At 36.6% G+C, this 20,916-nt stretch carries 19 protein-coding genes; 3 read left to right on the top strand and 16 right to left on the bottom strand.

Annotation, left to right across the window (positions count from 1 at the left end; genetic code table 11):
• Nucleotides 1-202: 202 nt before the first annotated feature.
• The 8 genes from FN817_RS20080 to FN817_RS20045 form a co-directional block, all read right to left on the bottom strand.
• Complete coding sequence (locus FN817_RS20080; protein WP_142719491.1) at nucleotides 203-1,225, bottom strand: soluble NSF attachment family protein; 1,023 nt, start codon at nucleotides 1,223-1,225, stop codon at nucleotides 203-205.
• Nucleotides 1,218-2,915, bottom strand: coding sequence for a nicotinamide mononucleotide transporter (locus tag FN817_RS20075; protein WP_142719490.1), 1,698 nt, complete (start codon nucleotides 2,913-2,915; stop codon nucleotides 1,218-1,220). The genes FN817_RS20080 and FN817_RS20075 overlap by 8 nt, the downstream gene beginning before the upstream one ends.
• Nucleotides 2,905-5,283 carry a hypothetical protein gene (locus FN817_RS20070; protein WP_142719489.1) on the bottom strand — a complete coding sequence of 793 codons (2,379 nt, stop codon included), beginning with the start codon at nucleotides 5,281-5,283 and terminating at the stop codon, nucleotides 2,905-2,907. Before FN817_RS20070 ends, FN817_RS20075 begins: the two co-directional genes overlap by 11 nt.
• Nucleotides 5,274-6,017 carry a hypothetical protein gene (locus FN817_RS20065; protein WP_142719488.1) on the bottom strand — a complete coding sequence of 248 codons (744 nt, stop codon included), beginning with the start codon at nucleotides 6,015-6,017 and terminating at the stop codon, nucleotides 5,274-5,276. Before FN817_RS20065 ends, FN817_RS20070 begins: the two co-directional genes overlap by 10 nt.
• Nucleotides 5,990-7,123 carry an AAA family ATPase gene (locus FN817_RS20060; RefSeq protein WP_047424062.1) on the bottom strand — a complete coding sequence of 378 codons (1,134 nt, stop codon included), beginning with the start codon at nucleotides 7,121-7,123 and terminating at the stop codon, nucleotides 5,990-5,992. The genes FN817_RS20065 and FN817_RS20060 overlap by 28 nt, the downstream gene beginning before the upstream one ends.
• Nucleotides 7,124-7,135: 12 nt before the next feature.
• Nucleotides 7,136-7,717: a DUF4919 domain-containing protein gene (locus FN817_RS20055; RefSeq protein ID WP_142719487.1), complete on the bottom strand. Its 582-nt coding sequence runs from the start codon at nucleotides 7,715-7,717 to the stop codon at nucleotides 7,136-7,138.
• Nucleotides 7,704-8,360 (bottom strand): hypothetical protein, encoded by a 657-nt coding sequence (locus FN817_RS20050; RefSeq protein ID WP_167498904.1) that lies wholly within the window; start codon nucleotides 8,358-8,360, stop codon nucleotides 7,704-7,706. Before FN817_RS20050 ends, FN817_RS20055 begins: the two co-directional genes overlap by 14 nt.
• 336 nt (nucleotides 8,361-8,696) lie before the next feature.
• Nucleotides 8,697-9,086, bottom strand: coding sequence for a VOC family protein (locus FN817_RS20045; protein ID WP_142719486.1), 390 nt, complete (start codon nucleotides 9,084-9,086; stop codon nucleotides 8,697-8,699).
• 262 nt (nucleotides 9,087-9,348) lie between these two features.
• Here FN817_RS20045 and deoD point away from each other — a divergent pair, with 262 nt between their 5' ends.
• Nucleotides 9,349-10,059 carry a purine-nucleoside phosphorylase gene (gene deoD, locus FN817_RS20040; RefSeq protein WP_047424056.1) on the top strand — a complete coding sequence of 237 codons (711 nt, stop codon included), beginning with the start codon at nucleotides 9,349-9,351 and terminating at the stop codon, nucleotides 10,057-10,059.
• A 58-nt stretch (nucleotides 10,060-10,117) separates the two neighbouring features.
• Here deoD and FN817_RS20035 read toward each other — a convergent pair whose 3' ends face one another.
• From FN817_RS20035 to FN817_RS20025, 3 genes are all read right to left on the bottom strand, one after another.
• A complete protein-coding gene (locus FN817_RS20035; RefSeq protein ID WP_142719485.1) occupies nucleotides 10,118-10,903 on the bottom strand; it encodes a TatD family hydrolase in 786 nt (261 codons plus the stop codon).
• 231 nt (nucleotides 10,904-11,134) lie between these two features.
• On the bottom strand, nucleotides 11,135-11,785 hold the full coding sequence (locus tag FN817_RS20030) for a hypothetical protein (RefSeq protein WP_142719484.1): 651 nt from the start codon (nucleotides 11,783-11,785) through the stop codon (nucleotides 11,135-11,137).
• Between the two features lie 3 nt (nucleotides 11,786-11,788).
• Nucleotides 11,789-12,502 (bottom strand): DUF434 domain-containing protein, encoded by a 714-nt coding sequence (locus tag FN817_RS20025; protein WP_167498903.1) that lies wholly within the window; start codon nucleotides 12,500-12,502, stop codon nucleotides 11,789-11,791.
• A gap of 291 nt (nucleotides 12,503-12,793) precedes the next feature.
• On the opposite strand from FN817_RS20025, the gene FN817_RS23435 reads away from it, so the two are divergent.
• On the top strand, nucleotides 12,794-13,633 hold the full coding sequence (locus FN817_RS23435; protein ID WP_228451619.1) for a DUF4822 domain-containing protein: 840 nt from the start codon (nucleotides 12,794-12,796) through the stop codon (nucleotides 13,631-13,633).
• Between the two features lie 90 nt (nucleotides 13,634-13,723).
• Here FN817_RS23435 and FN817_RS20015 read toward each other — a convergent pair whose 3' ends face one another.
• The 4 genes from FN817_RS20015 to FN817_RS20000 form a co-directional block, all read right to left on the bottom strand.
• Nucleotides 13,724-14,773: an MBL fold metallo-hydrolase gene (locus FN817_RS20015; RefSeq protein ID WP_142719482.1), complete on the bottom strand. Its 1,050-nt coding sequence runs from the start codon at nucleotides 14,771-14,773 to the stop codon at nucleotides 13,724-13,726.
• Nucleotides 14,774-14,785: 12 nt separating this feature from the next.
• On the bottom strand, nucleotides 14,786-16,366 hold the full coding sequence (locus tag FN817_RS20010) for a Na+/H+ antiporter (RefSeq protein ID WP_142719481.1): 1,581 nt from the start codon (nucleotides 16,364-16,366) through the stop codon (nucleotides 14,786-14,788).
• A gap of 130 nt (nucleotides 16,367-16,496) precedes the next feature.
• Nucleotides 16,497-17,060, bottom strand: a complete 564-nt coding sequence (locus tag FN817_RS20005; protein WP_142719480.1) for a hypothetical protein — start codon at nucleotides 17,058-17,060, stop codon at nucleotides 16,497-16,499.
• 253 nt (nucleotides 17,061-17,313) lie between these two features.
• Nucleotides 17,314-19,065: an alkaline phosphatase D family protein gene (locus FN817_RS20000; protein WP_142719479.1), complete on the bottom strand. Its 1,752-nt coding sequence runs from the start codon at nucleotides 19,063-19,065 to the stop codon at nucleotides 17,314-17,316.
• 92 nt (nucleotides 19,066-19,157) lie between these two features.
• On the opposite strand from FN817_RS20000, the gene FN817_RS19995 reads away from it, so the two are divergent.
• Nucleotides 19,158-19,547 (top strand): hypothetical protein, encoded by a 390-nt coding sequence (locus tag FN817_RS19995; RefSeq protein WP_142719478.1) that lies wholly within the window; start codon nucleotides 19,158-19,160, stop codon nucleotides 19,545-19,547.
• A gap of 513 nt (nucleotides 19,548-20,060) precedes the next feature.
• Here FN817_RS19995 and FN817_RS19990 read toward each other — a convergent pair.
• A complete protein-coding gene (locus FN817_RS19990; protein ID WP_142719477.1) occupies nucleotides 20,061-20,837 on the bottom strand; it encodes a hypothetical protein in 777 nt (258 codons plus the stop codon).
• Between the last annotated feature and the right edge of the window lie 79 nt (nucleotides 20,838-20,916).

Raw genomic sequence — 20,916 nt, 5'->3', positions numbered from 1 at the left:
ATAATTGTCACGATCTCTGGAAAGTTTTAGATACGCAAAGGCGCAAAATAATATTAAAAAAATATGCTTTAAGGCGCGAGGATTTTATCTCCGATAAAATTTAATACCGCTAATAATATTGTTCTGAATAATGCAAATAATTATATTGATTTAATCAGGCAAAATTTTTCTTTAATTTTTAAATTCTTCAATCTTTAAATATTTAATTCCTAAACATTTTATTTCTTCCGGTTTTAAATCTTGAAATATCTTTTAGAATCACTTCATCATTGGGATTAAAATATTTTAGCTCATTCACAATTTCTGAGCGGGTGGCTACTTTTTCAGCAATAATTTCATAGGCTATATTTCTGGTTGCCGTATGTAATTTCGGGTCTTTCTTGAATTCATATTTCATGGCTTCCAGATAAGTGATCTTTTTATGAGCCGGAGTTTTCTGATATAAATGCTGTATTTCAGATTCCAGTTTTTTAACATCAAAAATATTGGCAAAGTAGTTATTCAAACAATTGAAAGCATCTCTGTCTTCTTCCCATCCTTTTAGCAGTACTTTTTGTGCCTCTTCAGCTTTTTCCATTTTTTTACGGTATACCAGGGAAGCTTTCACCATCTGATTATTGATTGTATAGTCATCTGCAACTATTTGATAGTAATGGTGGGCATTTTTAAGATCGTTGATTTCTTTATAGAGATCGCCCACTTTTTCTTTCTGCTCCATTTCTTTATAAAGGTCGATTGCCTTTTTATATTGCTTTGCCTTTTCATAGCAAACTGCTGCATCAGTTTTATTATTCAGTTTCTTAAGGTATACTACGGCTGCTTCATTGTAGAACCCGCCATTTTCCAGTGTTTTTGCACCTCTGTAGTTGTCCTGCAGCAAATTCATATAGACTCTTGCTGCTTTTTTATAATCGTTTTCAGCAATATATTTTTCGGCGAGTTCTTCATATTTGCTCCGGATTCTGTCAAAAAGTGAGTTTTCCAGATAGAAACTACTGCTTCCACTGCCTTTTCTTCCTGCTGAATTTCTGTTGTTCTGTTCTTTATCTTTTAAGGAAGTGATCACAAGAAGGATAATAAAGGCTACAATTAAAAAGATCCCTAATGTTCCAATCACACTCCAGAAGCTTTCATGGAATAATTGGGCAACAATTCCGATGACCTTAAACATAGCCAGCAGTACGAATGCCGCCATAAATTTGTCTATAAATTTCTGTTTATTCATCATCATCGGATTTTAAAATGGTTTTATCTTCTCTGAACAGACGATAAAGGAGCAGCATTACGCAGATCACCAGCACCCATACAAACCAGTTGTAGCCAAACATTTTTACCAACGGATAAAATAGGTACACCAGCATCGCCACAAGGATTGCTATTAAAATAAATTTCACCCAAGCAGGTACATTATCACCGCCAAGGTTTAATGATTTATTTTTAAATAAGAACAAATACAGTCCTACACCAGCAATCATCAGGATAACCATATACATAATATCTGAAACCGGGGCTTTATTCTCCAATGGAGTCCCTTCCGTCCCCACTGCTTTCACTTTGGATTTGTCAATGGAAGCAGAAGAAGGGTCTACAATATCCAATGTTCCGTAAAGTTTACCCAAAGAATCGGCCATCAAAGCTTTTTTCTTTTTCAGCAGGAATTTTACGACTTCTCCGTTTACAGGTTTTCCATTGGTATACTGCTTCAGGGAATCTGAAATTTTACGTTCCAGCTTTTCAGATTTTTGTTCAAGGTGCTTTGTAATCTTTTGGGTATAAATGGTTTTAAGAGAATCTCTGCTTTGTTTTTCTTTATTCACAAGTTTTCCGATATCTCTTCCTATTTCACTGACTTCTCTTCCACCCGCTTTTTTATAATTTTCTTTGTCTTCTTTTGTTTTGGATTCTATGATCCCGGCATGAATAAGTTCTTTGGACAGTTCTTTTCTCTCCTGATGATATAGAGAGTCTATCTTCAGATCAATTTCTGAGGTCCCGGACTGGAAAGCAATCATATCAGATGGTGCTTTTACTGCGTTGCTTGCAATTTTTCCGGAAGAGGCTGTATTTTCTTCCTGATCAGCATTATTTTTGTCTGAAGGCAACGCAATCTTTAAGACGATAGCCACAATAATAACCGCCCAGAAAATTCTGCGAAAGTTTCTTGTTCCTGCACTTTCGGTTTTCCCTCCGGAACCTCTACCAAATAATCCTTCCAACCAGGTAAATTTGCCAAAGCCGTCTCCTCTGGAAGTTCCCATTACATCAAGCGAAACACCCAGTTCTACTGCTCTTTCAGGGTATTTTTCAATATACTGTAAATACTTTTCTATTTCCTTTTTATTCCCGGCCATTACTTTTTTAAGGTCAAACGGAAGGTTATTCATCCATTCTTCTTCGGTTTGTTTTGGCTGTAATGCTTCCATCACTTTTTCGTCATCTATTTCAACCGTATAGCTTTCAATTTTTTGGGGAATTGAAACTCCGTTCAGTGGTTTTCTGATGCCTTCGTCTATACTACCGGGCTGCAGAATTAATGAAATCCAGTCGATTTCTTCAGAGAGTTTTACGAGTCCGAATTCAGGATGCATAATCAGAAAACGGGAATCAAGCTGTGCCCAGTCTTCAGGATTTATTTTAGGATAAAAAGTAGTGTTTTCAGGAATAAAAAGCCTGTTGTCTACGCATTGAAAATAAGCGTTCCTACCTATTTCCTGCGGAGCCTGCTCATTAAAAACAAGGAAACAGCCATACAGCAGATCAGGACTGTTGGCAGGAATTGCATAAGATGTTACCTGGCTTACATTAATGCCAAGCGTCTCCATTTCCTGAAGCCATACCACAGGTGAAGAGCCTCTGATCAAGAGACCTTTTTTGGGATAGTTATTTTTCGGGAAAGGTTTTATTCTAAGCTCCATAATCCAAAATCTGTTCTATAAACGGTTTCAAAAACCTGTCGCACATATCATCCATTGTTCTTACTTTCAGCAAGGCATGTTCCGGAAGGTAATATTCTGATCCTCCAAATTCTGTATAGGTTGCCAAAGAGAGAAACCCATGAGCCGTGGAAGGAATAAAAAATTCTTCGATACTTTTGTTACTGCTTCGGAAAGTCAGCATTCCTCGTGAGTCTGTAATAATTTCGCTGCCATCGGGAAATGTAAATTTATTTTTGTTCTGCTCAGCAAAAATTTTAATATCATATTTATTTTTGGAAAAATCCAGCGTGTTTTCTGAAGAACTGTACAATTCATGTCCGGAAATAACCAGATTTTCATATTGATTGATTCCTATTTTGTTGAAATTATTGATAATTCTCAATCCGCTTCCCTTCAGTTTCGCAACTTCAGCTTCAGCTTTTATATTATTTTTTTCAAACTCTTTATCTTTTCCGGTAATAGGTTCTACAGAAATATTTCCCTCCATGTTTATTTTATAGTGGGTAGAATTATCCGGATGATGGAGATAAAAGCTCCGTCCAAAATAAATCAGTTTGTACGACTCCGGAATATTCATCCCTGTAAGATTCTGCTCAGAATATTCTCTTGTATTAAGGTTAAGCTTTGATATTAATTTCTGATCATGCTGATACTGGCACAGAATAAAGTGCTGCTGCTTGTTTTTTGCAAGGGCAAACTGCCCTTTGGGTTTTATGGAAATATTATCAAACAGAACTTCACAGCCGTGATGTGTTTTATAGTAATCATAAGAATGTTTATCGTAATAATTATCAGAAAGATAAGTTTTCAATAATTGTTTTTTAGAACTCAGAATGAAAAATTCGCCATCATATAAAAACTTGGCAATCTTATTAACAGGGGTTGGAAATAAGACAGGATAGTTTTGTGGAAGATCGGTTTTCTTTCCATTGAAATTATGAACAGACTGTTTTTGCTGTGGCGGATTGGCCCACAGCTCCTGCAATGGGAGTTTTATTTTCTGAATATGTTTTCTGGTTCCTTTATGATGTTTATAAAAATTAATTTCACCATCTGATGTTGTAGTCACCAGAAACTTAAGCCTGTCTCTGTTCTGATGAACCACCCGCTGCACTTTTTCATCCTCCATATTCTCCTGATGGGTAATGAAGAACACTTCAATATCCTTTTCGGTATGTTCCTGATTAAAAAAACTTTCCAATGCTTCGGAAACTTCCAGAACCGGACTCACCTGATTGAGGTTTTCAACCACTTCCTCTACTTTATTAAGAGCAATAGGAACACCTGCCTGTCCTAAGGCAAAAACTTTACATTCAGAATGGGCTTTCGGGTGTTTGATGACAGCAATTGCAGAGGCAAAAGCCAATACTTTTGGAGTTCCCCAATTTCTGAGAGAAGTATCAATCAAAATAATTCTTTCAAAAATATTTTCTTCGGGCGGAATTTCTCTTTGAATGTAAAGCGCTTCATTATTGGCTACCCGATTCATGAATACGTCATCTTCATTGGCAAATTCGGAAAGAAGCATCCTGTGAAAATCACCTTTGTTGGTCATATCAGAAATTCCTCCGACAGGCTGTTCTCCTGGTGAAAGATGGCGCATCGGAATTTTCAGACCACTCCAAATTCTTTTGATGAGACTTCCTACCTGAAATGTCTTTGGTTCTTCAATTAATTCTTTGATAAAATCTTTATCAGTATCCGCTGTTGCTTCCTCTTCTACTACCTCATCATCCAACTCAGGCTCATCGATTAGCCCCTTCATCGCATTAATGATGGATTGTACAGTAGGAAATTTTTCATTCAGATCTAAAGCACTTAAATCTTTGTTTAAAGCAGATGGACCAGCATGTTGTTTTTCTGCACTGGAAGCCAGCTCATGCGGCCGCTTGTAATAGATTCTTATATTCGCTTCAGCATTTACTGAAGATATTCTGTTGTGGCTATTGCTGAACAAAGTCTGCAGCAGTACAATTCTGTTCTGTTTTTGCTTATAAACATTGGGAAGTGATTGTATTTTTTCAAGAAATTCAATTTCTTTTTCTGTATTGAAATCAAAATTTCCAATGCTGTAAAACTCTGCGGTACGTCTCAAAGGGCCGGCAAAATCAATATAGCCGTCCTGCATCGCATACAAAACCATAAGCAATGCTCCAAAGGGAGGCCATCCCTGTGGCTGAAGTTCTTTAAGAATCTCCATCACATAAGGCCTGTAAGCTATCGCTCCCACTCCCGGAACCGAGAGGAGATTGTTTTCATGATACCCGGAATCACCGGGAACATCTTCATCAGTTTTCCATTCCCAGAAGTAATTTTCATAGGACTGGAAATAGGCCTTTAATTCCATTCTCTTGATTTTTCTGTAAGACGGAATGAACTTACCGACAAAGGACGGAAATCTGTTTCTCTTATTAAAAGATAATTCCCGTTTTCATCCCAAAGTAACCATCCTTCCGGATCTTTATTATATTTCTGCTGTAAAAGCGTACTCAGATTTTTAAATTCAAAATCCAGACCGGCCGGCAATAAATGTCTGTCTTTTGTCCAATATGTTTTTCCGGGAAAGCTTAATAATGGAATGCCTACAAACAGGGCTTTATTTCCTAAAACAGTCCATTTTATTTTTTCCAGTTTAAACTTCGGTAATGCTGCGATACTTTCTTTAATATCAGCAATATTGCTTAATAAAGAGATTACCGGCTGCTCTTCATTGCTTTCTTTTAATTTTACCTGAACCTGTTCCTGAATTCCAAAATAGTTCTGATTGGAAGGAGGAAAAGTAAGCTGCAATGCCTTGTCTATAGGTATCCAAAGCAATGCTGTTCTCATTTTTTTACTTGGAACCAAAGCTTCTTTCCTGAATAAAAGACCATCCCGAAGCTCATACAGGATAAAGTCCGGCAACTGCTGTACTTCCGGAGATTCTGCCTGTTCGTCGGTAAAGCCTTTCAGCCAGATTGTTTCTTCCTCCACAGCGATCTGAATGTTTTTCCAGTCTCTGACAGAGCCCAGAAAGTCTTCATCAGCACGGGGAAGTTCTGCCCAGAATTCTTTTAAACGCTTTGAAGGATCTTCTGCCATAAGCTTTCAATTTCTTGCTGGATATACTGCTTCTGTTCCGGATTTCTGATCCAGTCACAACGGGTCTGCAGGTATCTCAGTTTATCTTTTATTACATTCTGTTCTTCAAAGCTCAGCATTCCGCCATTCCATTTTTCCACAAGAATTGTCACATCTTTCATAACCTCCTCGGGATTGGGAGTTTTGTTATGCATCGCCTGAGGGTGGGAATCCGGATGATCGTCTTTCTCTATGGTTCTGTTGATAATTCCCTCCAGAATTTCAATCTGCTCTTCTGTATCCCAGATATGCTTCAATACCCAGAGGTCAGAAAGCACGGCTTCTTTTCTTCCACAGATCAGGGCACTTGCAGCAATCAGGTTCTGAAGCTTTACGGCTCTACGGTCTGAAATGGCAATTCCTGTATTCCGAAGGCTCATAATGGTATTGAGATAAACTTCATAGATTGGTTTAAGGTCTATGGTTCTGCACAGGTTCTGAAGCTGCCTGATCTCATCGGCATGGATTTCCGGAATTTCCACTTCTTCCTGGTTCTCCAGTTTTCTTCCGGCTAAAAGCACCTGTTGTAACAGTTCAGGTTTTACATAATCTACATTGATTCTCACCAGAAAACGGTCAAACAATGCGTTCAATGCTTCATCTTCAGGAAGAACGTTACTTGCCCCTACAAACATCAGTGCAGGTAAGTGTTTTGTTTCTTTTCCTCTTTTAAAAATCTTCTCGTTAAGTGCCATCAGAAGGGAATTCAGAATAGCAGAGTTGGCGTTGAAAATTTCATCCAGGAAAACCATGGAAGCCTCAGGCATCATTCCTTCCGTATTGGTCAGAAGTTCTCCTTCTTTCAGTTTTCTGATGTCAAAAGGTCCGAATATTTCGTTCGGTTCTGTAAAGCGGGTTAATAAATATTCAAAGTTTTTGCCATCTTTTACGGTTTTTGCCAAGGTTCTGACAATCGCCGATTTTGCAGTCCCCGGAGGACCGTACAAAAAAGCATTTTCTCTTGCCAAAAGGCAGATTCCCAACAGATCTACGACATCATTTTTACCTACAAAGGTTTCTTTTACGTAGGTAAGGACTGTATTGAGTTGATTGATATTCTGATTCATTGATTTAAAAAATTAAAATTTCCACCATTTTTTCTTGTGGGGTTTCTCTTCATCTTTACTTTCTGCCTGTTCATTTCTTTTGCTGAATGAAAAAGCGAGTCTCTGATAAGGGTCTTTGATATCAAAGTACAGTTGCGTTCCGTCATCAAGTGTAAGTGCATCCATGATTTTATCTCCATCTTTAACCAGATTTTGGGATACGTCCTGTTTATTGAGGTGATGTCTTACTAAATCCCTTTCGTCAGAAATTCTTGTAATCATATAGGGAGATTCTTTGGTTCCGTCTCCGGTTTTTTCAAGACATTCAAAAATAATCTGAGCGATTGTCATTTCAATACTTCTTCCTTTTTCATCACCCAATTCTTTGTATGCAAAATATTTATAAATATGAGCCCTGGGGCTTAATAGAATATTGACATTTACATATTGTATAACCTCTTCAAATTTTCCTTCGTTAAGTAAATCCTGCATGTTTTCAATATCTTCGGAATATGGGTCATATTCAGGATCATTGATTACCAGTTCACGGCATTTCAGAAAGGTTTCTTTGGTAGGGTCAGCTAAAAATTCAAATACTTTCTCATACGTTTTCATTGTTTTCTTCGGTTATAGTTTTTAGTTCTCGCCAGAATGCGTCTTTGTGAATTCCGAATTCGGCTGTTATTAGTTTATTGATAAACGGAATTTCCGCCAGTTTATAATCTTTTTTTTCAACAATTCTTTCCAGATAGAGTTTTCTGTAGGTTGTATCTTTCAATTCTTCCTGCCAATTGACATTTTTCAGATCGAGATCATACCCGATTCCTGAATAATGAAACTGTGCCAGAATATTTTCCAGCATGGCAATCAAAGGGTCTTCCGGATCTACAGAGTTTAAAGCAACAATAATTTGTGGTAAAAACCTCAACGATAAGTCTGCGGATAAGATAGAAGAAATATCCCGGCTTCCTTTAAATACGGGAATAAGATTTTCAATATTTTTCTCTGTATTTTCTCTGATCAGATAAAGCTGTGCGCTGTGATAGAGAATCTTTGCTGCCCATACAGCTGCCAGTTTGTTACAGATTAACTGGTCTGATAAAAATTCAAGTCTTTCTTTTTCAAATTCTGTTTCAAAATAATCTCCTGCTTCCACCTCTTCCTGAGGGGAAATTTGCTGTAAGCTTGAGAAGAGAGTAATACATTCTTCCTTACGAAGCAAAAAGATCGTGTCTAAAAACGGTGACTTGGTTTCCATGATCTAACAAAAATAAAATTATTTCGCTGAGAATAAAATTTTAAAGTGAAGATTCATGGTTAAATATGGAATTAAATTGTTGGAAAACGCAAAGGCGCAAAATTTAATATATGCAATGTAGTAAGGCGCAAAGATTTTATCTTCGATAAAATTTAATACAGTGAACTATAATTCTAATAAAGTAAATCACTACGAAGTATCTTTGTTGAAAATCTTTGATTTTTTTGCGCCTTAAAACAGCATAATGTTTAACACCTTGCGCCTTCGCGTTTTCCAACCTATTGACTTATGTTTATAAAGATTGCTTCGTCGCTAAAGCTTCTCGCAATGACCGGTTTAGGCTACAATTTCAATGATATTGTTTTCCGGGTCAAGGATTACACTTTCATAATAACCATCTCCGGTGATACGAGGTTCTCCAGCCACTGTGTATCCGTCTTTTCTTAATGTCTCTGTAAGTTCATCTACTTTTTCTTTACTGTCTACTGAAAATGCAAGATGGATAATTCCATACTGTTGGGATTCATAGGAATTTTCGGTTTCTCTGATATCTGGTTTGGTCATAATTTCAAGCCTGCAGCCATTATCAAAGCTTAAAAAGTATGACTGAAAATTTTTGACAGGATTATGGTATTTTTCATTGGAAACCGCTCCGAAATATTTCTGATAAAATGCTCTGGATTTTTCAAGGTCTTTAACCCAGATGGCAACATGCTCAATTTTCATTTTTTAAAATTTTATTGTTTTACTTATGCAAAACTAGCCTGACTGCTTCCATTACACCTGCTCCATATTATTCTTTTATTGTTCTGTATTTACCAGATTACGTTTTGAATTATACAAAAGACAGCATATATCGTATTATTTAAAGCATTTATTGATAACATCTTATATATTCTGTTGATATGAGAAGGCTTCCTTGTTTCCATTATCGTAATCATGGAGACAATCTAAAAGTTATTATCTTTGCTCCATTCAAAATAACATTATGAGTATTCACATCAGTGCAAAAAAAGGAGAAATTGCCAAAGTAGTATTGCAGCCGGGGGATCCGCTTCGTGCACAGTATATCGCTGAAAATTATTTAGAAAATGCTAAACTGGTAAGCAAAACCAGAGGAATTTTTTATTATACAGGTCTTTATAAAGGAAAAGAGATCACTGTAGGAGCTAGTGGAATGGGATTCCCAAGCATCGGGATCTATTCTTTTGAGTTATTTACAGAATATGAAGTAGAGACGATTATCAGAATCGGGACTTGTGGTGCTTACAATACGGATCTTAAACTTTTTGATATTTTAAATATTGAAAATGCTGCCAGCGAAAGTACTTATGCCAAATATGCATGGGGAATTGAAGATGAAATCCTTCCTCACCAGGGAAATATCTTTGGTACCATCAATGAAACGGCTAAAGAATTATCATTAAACGCTAAAGCAATCAACATCCACAGTAGTGATATTTTCTACAGAAAAGATCCTGCGACTCCTGAAATTGCTACAAAATACAACTGTCCTGCAGTAGAAATGGAAGCGTTCGGTTTATTTGCCAATGCTCAGCACTTAGGAAAAAATGCAGCGACTATCCTTACAGTAACGGATATCATTCCAACGCATGAAAAAATCTCTGCTGACGAAAGAGAAAAAGCTTTGAATCCAATGATGGAACTGGCTTTGGAATCCGCAATAAAGAGTCTGTAAAAAGAAAGACAATTCTGCTTATAAAAAAAGAGCTTTACTTTATCAGTAGGGCTCTTTTTTATAGTCTGAAAAAATTTCTGGCCGTTTCTGTGGTCTCGTCTGCGACCTCGGAAATACTTATCTTCTTGAGATGGGCTATTGTTTGTGCTACATAAGGTAAAAATGAGGGTTCATTTCGCCTGTTCTGCATTCCGGGCATATTTTTCGGAAGCATAAAGGGAGCGTCTGTTTCAATCATCATCCGGTCAAGAGGAACATATTTTATAACGTCTTCGAGATGTTTAAATCTTTTCTCATCGCTGATAGCTCCTGTAAATCCTAAATAAAATCCTTTGTCCAGATAGATCTTTGCTTCATCCAATGTTCCGGTAAAGCAATGTACAACGGCTTCCGGTAATTGGGAAAGGTATTCATCTGTGATGTCATTAAATCTTTTAAATGCGGATCTTTCATGAAGAAAAAGGGGTTTATTGACTTCTATAGCCAATTCCAGCTGGGCTTTATAACATCTTTCCTGAACGGGTCTGGGGGAAAAATCACGGTCAAAATCCAGTCCGCACTCGCCTACTGAAATCACATGATCCTGTTTTAATAATTTCCTGAGTTCAGCGATGCTTTCTCCGTTAAACGATTTGGCATCGTGGGGATGAATTCCGGCTGTTGAAAATAAAATTTCCGGATATTCTTCTACAATCTCAGCAGATTCTTTACTTCCTCTTACGCTCGTACCTGTGAGAATCATATGTTCTACACCCTGGTCCAAAGCACGGTTGATAATTTCTTCGTGTTCATTATAGAACTGTTTATTGGTCAGATTAATGCCAATATCAATGTATGTGTTCATTTTTTTTATTTTTTATTATGTATTATTTTTCAAATATAAAATGGAAGCTGGTAAAAATTCATGACTCCTGTTTTATGGCTGTAAAAATATAAGTTTAGTACGCAATATTTTTACGTAGGGCAAAAAATACTAAAAAGCGAAGAGTTAAAATCGCTAATCTGTACTGTGAATATAGAATCTGTTTTATTGCCAATCTGCGAGAGTTTTTATTTTCTCACAGATTTCGCAGATTTATTCGTTGATAAATTTTTCCAGAAAGCCGATCAGCTTTGTTCCGCCATGGCTCCAACGGATTCCGTGGCCTTCTTTTTCTCTGACTTCAAAAACCAGTTCATGTTTGTAGTGGAAGAAAACATTCCACCAGGTTCTGTTATCCAGAATATCATGGATTTTAGCCATTACTTTTTCCTGTTTCTGTTGATTGTTTCCTTTGATTTCTCCCCAGAAATTATCATCCATTCTTCCAATATGTTTTTCCCAGGCTCTCTGTGCAATGGTAATTTCATTATTGAAGGGTTCCTGACACGCATTGATAAGCATTGTTTTCAAAGGCGGGATCGCATGTTCATCGCGAATGCTTGCAGAAGTTAATCTTTGTCCTAAAATATTCAGCCAATGCTCAAACGGAATTGTTTCTAATAGTTCTGTTTTCACCTCATCAGAATCATTACTTTCAAGAATATCAATGAACTTTTCAAAGCTTTCCTGCCTGTCAATGATTATTTCTTCATTAAAATAAGGAAGGTGAAGTTCTAATGTATTCTCTTTATATCTATAAATATTTTTTTCCAGGGCTTCCAGGTGTTCTTCTGCTAAAACAGCTTTATATTTGCTTTTCCATTCTTCAGAAAAAAAGGAAATATAGGGATCAAAAAGGTTCATATTTTACAACATTTTAATCAGATTAACAGGAAGTTTTTCTTCTCTGATCAAATAGCCAATCAGGTTAAACCATTCTTTACAATGATCAAGAATCCAGGCATCAGAAGAAATAATAATTTCTGAACTTTCCGCTAAAAACTTATCCGGATTAAACTGCAGATCAGCTTCCCAGTTGAGTTGGTGCTGCTCAGCGAATTCAAGAATAATCTGCTTAATCCGCCCACTGTTGGAAACCGGTTTGTCAAAAATCCATACCAGTTTCTGAATCTGATTTTTCTGGTAAAAAGCAGCAATCAATTCTACGGCTATTAGTGTCTGATTAACTCTTTTATAGGTTCCATGAACACCGGAAAGATCGCGGATACAGCCATCCAATCCTTCAAAAATATACGCTTCGGAAAGCAGACTTTCCAACAGGATCAGGACATTAAAACCGTCAAGGTAAACCGTTCTCCCTTTTAAATCCAAAGTTTCTACATGTTTCAACCGTCTGTTGTGAAGCTGTGAATCTGATGCTGAAGCTCCCCGTAAAGCTTGTATCTGACGGGTTTTCAATCTATATCTGTTTCCAACCAATTCGGAAGCTGCTTTTTCCGGGTACTCTCTGGTCAGAAGATACCGCATATCCTCAACAGCCAGTTTCAGTTTACTGATCTGCTTCTCTGAACCGAACAAGGTATCATCACCCGTATTTTTTCCGCGGTTTCTGCTATTCATACTCAAAAATAGAATTTTTGGTGAATTTTATGGTAAGAAATATGTTTTTATCTGGGATATTAAAACCACCCCGTCAAAAATTCTTTGAATTTTCGCCACCCCTCCAATGGAGGGGAATTACGCCGATTAATAGTACTATTCGTTATCAATATGGATATTATTAAATAGAAACCAGTGTGAATTATCATTCATTTCCATGATCTGTTATGTTTTCTACAACAAAAGAGATATTTTGTACAAAGTTTTAATATTTATTAGGAATAAGTTTGCAAAGACTTAAAAAATACCCTTATGAATACACTGAAAAAATTATGTTACCTGTCTGCAGCCACATTGTTATCAGCATCTTTTGTTGCCTGTTCAAGTGATGACAATGAGATTATTACTGAACAGCAGACTCCCTCGCAGGTACTATCATCCACTCCATGGGAAACTACCGGAGCTAAGGATAAAAGTGGAAATAGTGTAGCACTTACAGATGCCAGTGTTGCCGGATATGTAGGTTTTGCTTATTTCAAAGCAGACGGAAAGTTTGCCATATATAATCTGACTGATGTATTGAGATCTATGGGAACATGGTCTGTAGATGCGCAGGGAAAAACAAGAACTATTGCCGCATTGAACCCGGATGGAACTACTATTTTCACCCGTGATGTTGAAATTCTTGTTTTGAACAAAAATGAATTCACGTACAGAATCCGTCCTAACTCAAGTGATCCTTCTGTGTATTATGACATCATCCACACAAGAACTTCTCATACGGAACCCACCAACGGACAGCTTATATTAGCTTCCACGCCATGGGAAACAACCGGTGCGAAGGATAAAAGCGGAAATAATGTTGCATTAAGTGATCCTAATGTTGCCGGATTCGTAGGATATTCTTACTTCAAAGCTAACGGAACTTTTAAAATTTTCGGATTAAATGATGTATTGAGATCTGAAGGGACATGGTCTATTTCTCCGGACGGGAAAAAGAGAACACTTACCACTCCAACTTTTACACGTGTTGTGGATATTCTGGTTCTGAATGAAACAACGTTCACTTACAGAATTACTCCTGATGCCAATAACCCATCTGTATTTTACGACATTATTCATACGAAGGTCAACCATAAGGAGCCTTTGTAGTGATTATTTTTTGATAATAAGGAAGAAACCTGCTCAGTAATGGGCAGGTTTTATATTTTAAATTAAAAGGAATGTATTGTTTGTAATGCATTACCAACAATCCTCCCACCATTTTTTCCAGGTTATGGTTCCGAGCTGGTTCAGGTCTACTTTTTCACCGATCATGGGAAGGGTAATGGGGATATTGTTTTCTTCAGCATTTTTTGAGGCAAGTTCTAAGGGTTCATACCATGCATGCTGAGCCAGCTTAAATTTGGAATTGTGGACAGGAATAAAATTATTGGCCTTCAGTTCTTTTATTTCTGTGATGAGCTGATCCGGCAACGTATGAATATATGGCCATTTTTCGTTATACTGTCCGTTTTCCATGATGGCCAGATCAAACGGTCCATATTTATCTCCAATTTCTGTAAAATGATTTCCATAACCGCTATCGCCGCCCAAAAACAGTTTTTTTGTAGGTGTTTTTAAAACGAAGGAAGTCCAGAGTGAGATATTACGGTTCAGCAATCTTCCGGAGAAGTGTCTTGCCGGAGTGAGCGTAATTCTGAAGCCTTCTGCGATGTCTATGCTTTCCCACCAATTTTTTTCGATGATTTTGTCGAAATCCCAGCCCCAGTATTCAAAATGCTGGCCCGTGCCCAAACCACAAATAACTTTACCAACTTTATCTTTTAATTCCTGAACAGTTTTATAATCGAGATGATCCCAATGATCGTGGGAGATCAGCAGAAAATCTATTTCCGGCATATGTTCCGGCTTATAATAATCAGCTCCCTGAAAAGCTTTTATAGAACCCGGCATTGGAGAAGCGTTTCCGCTAAAAACGGGATCTACCAGAAATTTTTTGCCATCTACCTGTATGAAATAGGAACTGTGCCCAAACCATACCAAAACATTTTCTTCCGGATGAAGGTTCTTTAGATCTGTTATTATAAATGGAAGTGCTGTTTTTGGCGAAGTATTTTCCACTTTACACAAAGTATGGAAAAGCACTTTGGTCATGCTTTCTCCTTCCAGTAAAGAAGGTGTTGTCAATATATTCTGAAATCTCCCATTGAGATAATTAGGAAGTGTATTGAAATATTCTTTTCTTTTTTCATCGGGAAACTGCCCGAGCTGCTTTTTTAAATTTTTCATTCCCTTTTATTTTTACATTCTGAGCCTTTCTTCCTCAAGGTCAAGTCTTGTTAGATAATGTCTTATATATTCTTCGTCAATATTCGGGTTGCGTCTGTTTTCTGCCCGTAGCCAGATTCTTTGCTGCTCCAGGGTTTCAAAATAGATTGCTTTCGCTTCTTCAGACAGCTTATGAATAGAGTCTTCTTTATCTTCCTGCTCCCAGCGGTCCATCAGTTTACTAAAATATTCATTTTCGCTTCTTCTTTCTTTATAATTTTCATCCAGATATTTAAAGGCTATCTTGCGCATTTCCCTTCTTAAGAAATGTTCAGATTCTTCCTCAGACCAATATCCTCCTCCGGTATCAGATAAATTAAGTTTTTTGATCAAAGCAGGTAATGTAAGCCCCTGGACAATCAAAGTGGCAAGAATTACAATGAAAGTAATGAAGAGGATGAGATCACGATGTGGGAAAGGTTGCCCGTTTTCCATCACCACAGGAATAGATAATGCTGCTGCAAGAGAAACTACCCCACGCATTCCCGTCCAACCCATCAATAATGGGGCTTTCATTCCCGGATCTCTGTCTGCTACATTAATAAAATTCCGCATAATCAGAGTCACAAAAACGGCACCAAAGGATGACAGAAAACGTACAATAATCAGTACCGCTGTAATGAGTAGTCCATAGCCAATAGCATCTGATAGACTGATGCCTTCTTTATTTAATCCTACCATAATTTCCGGCAGATCTAATCCAATGAGTAAGAATACAATTCCGTTGATCAGAAATACAAAACTTTCCCAGACATTGGAACCTCTTAATCTGGATTGTGACGTTCTGAAAATCTCATGTCTTCTTACGGAAAGAAATAATCCGCCGCTTACTACTGCCAGTACTCCCGAAGAGTGTACTTCTTCCGCAGCAATGTACATCACATAGGGAGCAACCAGACTTAATATAGCATCCATATTGACATCGGTAGGGAATATTTTTTCAATTTCAAGGAATACAAAAGCCAATACAACTCCTATTCCCAGTCCTCCGAAAACCATCCATCCAAAACTAGTGGCTGCATCCTGCCATATAAACTGACCTGTAGCCACCGCTACCATTGCAAACCTGAAAATGATGAGCGAAGAAGCATCATTGAATAAACTTTCACCCTCAAGAACTGTAGATAGATTTTTAGGAACTTTTACAAATTTTAAAATGGCTCCTGCGCTTACTGCATCCGGTGGTGATACAATTCCCCCCAGCACAAAACCTAATGCCAGTGAAAATCCGGGAATGTATGAGTTCGCTACAAAAGCTACAGAGATTGCCGTAAGAAAAACCACAATGAATGCAAAACTGGTAATGATTCGTCTCATTTTCCATATTTCTTTCCATGAGACTGCAAAAGCAGCTTCATACAAAAGTGGAGGCAGGAAAATAATAAAAATAAGTTCAGGATCTATTTTTAACACCGGCAATCCAGGGATAAAACTAATAAGAAGTCCGGCAATCACCAGGATGATGGGATATGCTACTTTCAATCGATTGGCCAGCATAATGGCCCCGATAATGACAAGGACCAGTCCTAAATAATAAATAAAATTTTCCACCATTGTTTTTCAATTAATTTTAAATCAAGTCTCTGTTATCGAATAACAAAATTTAAAAGAAAATAAATATAAGCATAAGATTTTGAGAAGTGAAAATAAATTTAATCGACCGTGAAATTTTTGCCGGATGATTTTAATGTAAATAAATCTGAGCTTTGGAAAGCCATTTAGCCAGTCCCAGCATAATACATCCCAATACTGAACCTAACAGGATTAATACAGCTAAAGTCTTGACAAATACCATCCGGTATTCCTTTTTATCAAATGTAAAATCTACAGAATTGATATTGTATTCGGTATAAACAGAAGGATTTATACGCAAATCCGGTCTGAAGTAAACAATTCCCTGAATATATCTTCTCCGTAAAGCTTTGAGATTGACAATATAGCTGCTGTAACCTGCATCCACTCCATCAAAATCCACATATATTACAGAGTCTTTGTGTTTTACTTTCAATACATAGATTTTATTTCTGGGGCTAAGATCTACATCATATTCATCTGCAAGGTTATATTTTTCCAGATCCTGGTAAAGAATATGGTCTGTTGTACCATCTTTTCTTTCATAGTGAACTCCCTTATCATCTACCACAATTCTTTTAACGACTCTTTTTCTGACCGTATTCTGGTAAAGAATAAAACGGTATACACCAAAACCCAGGGCCGGATAGTACAATATTGATACTACAACAAGCATTGTAATATTTTTACAAATGATAACGGGCAATATCAGTAACACTAAGGACAACACCAATAATAAAAGTACAGCCGACGTTCTGGTCAGGCAGGTCATGAACCTCCATGATTTAGAAACTAACGGTAAAAAATCTTTTCTTACATCCTCTTGCATCTGTTCAAGATACGAAAAAAGTGAATACTATAAAAGAGCCACAGTGGCACACCATGACTCTTTTTACCAAATTGAAAATAAGATATAATTAAATTGAAACTTATGAAATCGTATATGTTTTTTCTGTCGTTGTATTGTACGTATCAGAGATCACGTTGTCTACAAATCTCCATTCCGCCACGGAACTTCCCATTGTAAATTTTACATGCAGATATCCTCTTTTATAGAGATTGGCATAATCAAGATCATCAATCAGTAACGAAAATGCCTGCGCCAGTTCTATTGCTTTTGCAGGATCAGACGTTATTCCAAGATAGCCTTCCAATCCCGGAGAAGAAACGGAGCTGCAGGCCAGTTCGGTTCCGATGAATTTCCCTTGAGCATCAGTTAACTTTCCTAACCATGCATTATGGGTATCTCCTGCCAATACCACTACATTTTTTCCTGCAAGAATAGAATACAGCTGTTCCCTTTCCATGAAATATCCATCCCAGGCATCTAAATTATAAGGTAAAGTAGTTGCAATTCTGGCAATTTCCTGTGGCGTTAGTGTCGGGTCCTGCTGTTGGTATCTTGTCTTAAGAATAATTAATTGTGTGATGGTATTCTGAAGTGCCTGCATGGTAGCCGGCTGTGCGCTTCCGTGCTGTTTTATTTCTGCTAAAATCTGATTCAATACCATCAGAAGTTCTGCAGGGACCATCATTTTAGTCATTAAAATCTGCTGTCCGAGTACTTTCCATTTTGCAGTATCCCCATTGATTTGAGAACCCAGCCATGACATCTGTTCGTTCCCGATCAGTTTTCTGCTGGTACTCAGGAAATCTGTTTTAAATTGCACCTGATTGAAGTTTCCTGCATTATCAAGATAATCAGAATATTCCATTTGTTTATCCCTTGCAATTACCCTAGTATCCATCATATAAAGAGAAACGATATTTCCGAAGCTGAAGCTTCTGTAAATTCTCATATCTTTCCCTGTTTTAAGAGGAATGTATTCGCTGTACGCCTGGAAGGCTGCCATTTTTCTTACCTGAAAATCGCCTTCATTAGGCTGATGGTTTTCTGCTCCGGTTTTATAGGTATCATTAGCAAACTCATGATCATCCCAAACACAGATAAATGGTTTTTTCTGGTGAAGAAGCTGAAGGTTTTTGTCACCTCTGTACTGTCTGTATCGCTCTCTGTAATCGCTGAGGTTAAGAATTTCCTTAGCCGGCTGATGGGCTCTTCCTAACTGATTGGTATAAGGGTTTGTTCCGTATTGCCCCGGAGCATATTCATAGATGTAATCTCCAAGATGCACCACTACATCGGCTTCAGATTTTGCAATCGCCCCATAGACATTGAAAAGTCCTGCAGGAAAATTGGAACATGACACCACTGCCATTTTCACTTCATTTACAACATCTGATTTAGAAGGCAAAGTAAGGGTTTCCCCTGTTACACTTACTTCTTTAGTTTTCGTATTATAGAATCTGTAGTAATATTTTGTATTGGAAGAGATATTCTGCACATCCACCGCTACCGTAAAGTCATTTACTACTGTGGCATTGGCCTGACCTCTTCTTACCACTTCTGAAAAGCTGTTGCTTTTACTGATTTCCCATGTAATTTCTGCATCAGTTTCTTTAGAATATCTCGTCCAGATAATGATTCCGCTTGCACTTGGATCAAAACTCGCTACTCCGGATTCAAAGCCTCCGTTTTTAAGATCATCGGGAGCATTTCCATTTTCAGTAAAATCATCGCTGCAGCTTTCAATCAAAGGGGCAATAAAAATTCCTCCGGCTGCCAATAGTGAATTTTTAAGAAATTTTCTTCTGTTGAATTGGTTGTTGTTTTCCATCATTCCTTTTTTGCAAAGCAACGGTATCTGTGGAAGAAGGCTGTTAACTGAGTTTTAACTATCCTTTATGGTTTTTTAAACAAATGTTTAATGTTATGCATAGGAAATTTAAAGCTGCAAAAACATCACTTTTCAGAAAAGTAGAATTTGTTCAACTATTTTTAAAAGCTGTTCCCCTTTTTATTACATTCACGATACTAATAATTATGATAAAATTGCATGACAAAAAAATTGTTCTTTCACTACTCCTCTTAGTCGTAGGATATTTTTTCTATAACCCAATGATAATATCCTTAGCAGCTATAAAAGATCCTGAATCTATTAATTTTAAACCCGACCAAGTATTTAAATTAAAAGATATTCCTGAATTAAAAAATTCTCAAAATACAGTTTTATATATATTGTTTCATCCCGTGAGGATAGAAAAAATCTCAGCCCACAAATTCCAAAATGGAAAGTTTTACAAACAAGCAATGCAGCTTTGATCAATGATTTACTGAACTGTAAGTTCCAATACACCGGATCAGACGTCTCAACAGTACAGAGTATGATATATATCTATTCAAACAATACATTAGTTTTCGAAAGCGAAATTTCTTTGGATTCAAATAGTTTGGGAATTCAAAATAGAACAACAGGCTCGGCGACTCCGTCTGAAAGTAATCATTTCCTTAATATTATAAGCCAGTTTGATAGGTATAATCTACCAGTTTTGATTGTTAAATAGGTGTTATATTAGATTTAAAAAAACCGCTCACATTACGTAAGCGGTTGATTTTCTGTGGTCCCACCTGTAATGTCCCCCGTGTATTTATGTGGCATTAGATGGAGTTATATTTACTTTATATCAACTATCTATAAAAATATTGGAGTTGTATGAAGTGCTGTGGATGTAGATGGGTTTAAGCGTGTTAAAGAATAATTTAAATAAAAGCTTATTTTTTAACAAAACAGTTTTTTTTCATAATATAAGAACAAGTAATTACTACACTACTATTCTAATCAAAATAATCAATATTTATTTTTTCAAATTTAAAATCTATAGGCATCCAGTTATTTTTCTTTACCATTTCATAAAAGTGTTTAAATTCTTTCAATATTTCAGATTCATCAACTTTATCAAAAATTTTTTCCTCAAAAGATTCTTTGGTACCAAATATAATAGAGATATCGTTATTTCTTATGTTATATCCTTCATCCCTAAAATACAAAATTAAACTTTTGACATATTTTTCTTTTTTTTCCCGAGAATCTAAAACAGTTAAAATCTTTTTTTTAATCTCCTCATCACATATCTTTTCTCCATTCTGATTACTAGTTAAAGATTTATAATATAGATTCCAAAAATCATTTCCAAATAATTCCTCTCTTCCTAATTGATTAATTACATAAAATTTTAAGATTTCAAACATTTCACTTTCACTTAAGATAAAACGACTCGTCTCCCCCCTACGTTTATTTTTTCTAATCATTTCACATAATAGATATGCTCCTTTATTCATTGATTCGACCTTCACATTTTCAAATAAATCAATAAAATATTTTTTAGCATTGACTTCATTTCCAAAAAGATTTACCCAATCTTTTTCTACTAGTTTATATGCTAGAACCTCAAACTCTATCATATTATCTTTTATTGACTCATGCAGCAAATAAAAGGAGGCAAAAATTACATTCTTATAATTAGTTCCATTACTAAATTCAGTTATCCCATTTAATCTCCATGTTAAATCTTTTGCCCTACCTTCAGAAATCCAATTGTAAATCGTCAGCAAAAAGTAGACAGTATATAGTATAAAAGTTAAGGAGTGTTTTCAAAAAAGAATTACATTTAATTATGGAAACACCTAAAAA

Source organism: Chryseobacterium rhizoplanae (assembly GCF_900182655.1).
GTDB lineage: Bacteria > Bacteroidota > Bacteroidia > Flavobacteriales > Weeksellaceae > Chryseobacterium > Chryseobacterium rhizoplanae.
The sequence above is the reverse complement of the archived record's forward strand: the minus strand, read 5'-3'. Positions and strand labels throughout refer to the sequence as shown.

What these genes read in the sequence shown, in the direction of transcription:
- FN817_RS20080 (WP_142719491.1), bottom strand. Translation starts at nt 1,225, where the DNA reads ATGAATAAACAGAAATTTATAGACAAATTTATGGCGGCATTCGTACTG.
- FN817_RS20075 (WP_142719490.1), bottom strand. Translation starts at nt 2,915, where the DNA reads ATGGAGCTTAGAATAAAACCTTTCCCGAAAAATAACTATCCCAAAAAA.
- FN817_RS20070 (WP_142719489.1), bottom strand. Translation starts at nt 5,283, where the DNA reads ATGGAATTAAAGGCCTATTTCCAGTCCTATGAAAATTACTTCTGGGAA.
- FN817_RS20065 (WP_142719488.1), bottom strand. Translation starts at nt 6,017, where the DNA reads ATGGCAGAAGATCCTTCAAAGCGTTTAAAAGAATTCTGGGCAGAACTT.
- FN817_RS20060 (WP_047424062.1), bottom strand. Translation starts at nt 7,123, where the DNA reads ATGAATCAGAATATCAATCAACTCAATACAGTCCTTACCTACGTAAAA.
- FN817_RS20055 (WP_142719487.1), bottom strand. Translation starts at nt 7,717, where the DNA reads ATGAAAACGTATGAGAAAGTATTTGAATTTTTAGCTGACCCTACCAAA.
- FN817_RS20050 (WP_167498904.1), bottom strand. Translation starts at nt 8,360, where the DNA reads ATGGAAACCAAGTCACCGTTTTTAGACACGATCTTTTTGCTTCGTAAG.
- FN817_RS20045 (WP_142719486.1), bottom strand. Translation starts at nt 9,086, where the DNA reads ATGAAAATTGAGCATGTTGCCATCTGGGTTAAAGACCTTGAAAAATCC.
- deoD (WP_047424056.1), top strand. Translation starts at nt 9,349, where the DNA reads ATGAGTATTCACATCAGTGCAAAAAAAGGAGAAATTGCCAAAGTAGTA.
- FN817_RS20035 (WP_142719485.1), bottom strand. Translation starts at nt 10,903, where the DNA reads ATGAACACATACATTGATATTGGCATTAATCTGACCAATAAACAGTTC.
- FN817_RS20030 (WP_142719484.1), bottom strand. Translation starts at nt 11,785, where the DNA reads ATGAACCTTTTTGATCCCTATATTTCCTTTTTTTCTGAAGAATGGAAA.
- FN817_RS20025 (WP_167498903.1), bottom strand. Translation starts at nt 12,502, where the DNA reads ATGAATAGCAGAAACCGCGGAAAAAATACGGGTGATGATACCTTGTTC.
- FN817_RS23435 (WP_228451619.1), top strand. Translation starts at nt 12,794, where the DNA reads ATGAATACACTGAAAAAATTATGTTACCTGTCTGCAGCCACATTGTTA.
- FN817_RS20015 (WP_142719482.1), bottom strand. Translation starts at nt 14,773, where the DNA reads ATGAAAAATTTAAAAAAGCAGCTCGGGCAGTTTCCCGATGAAAAAAGA.
- FN817_RS20010 (WP_142719481.1), bottom strand. Translation starts at nt 16,366, where the DNA reads ATGGTGGAAAATTTTATTTATTATTTAGGACTGGTCCTTGTCATTATC.
- FN817_RS20005 (WP_142719480.1), bottom strand. Translation starts at nt 17,060, where the DNA reads ATGCTTGTTGTAGTATCAATATTGTACTATCCGGCCCTGGGTTTTGGT.
- FN817_RS20000 (WP_142719479.1), bottom strand. Translation starts at nt 19,065, where the DNA reads ATGATGGAAAACAACAACCAATTCAACAGAAGAAAATTTCTTAAAAAT.
- FN817_RS19995 (WP_142719478.1), top strand. Translation starts at nt 19,158, where the DNA reads ATGCATAGGAAATTTAAAGCTGCAAAAACATCACTTTTCAGAAAAGTA.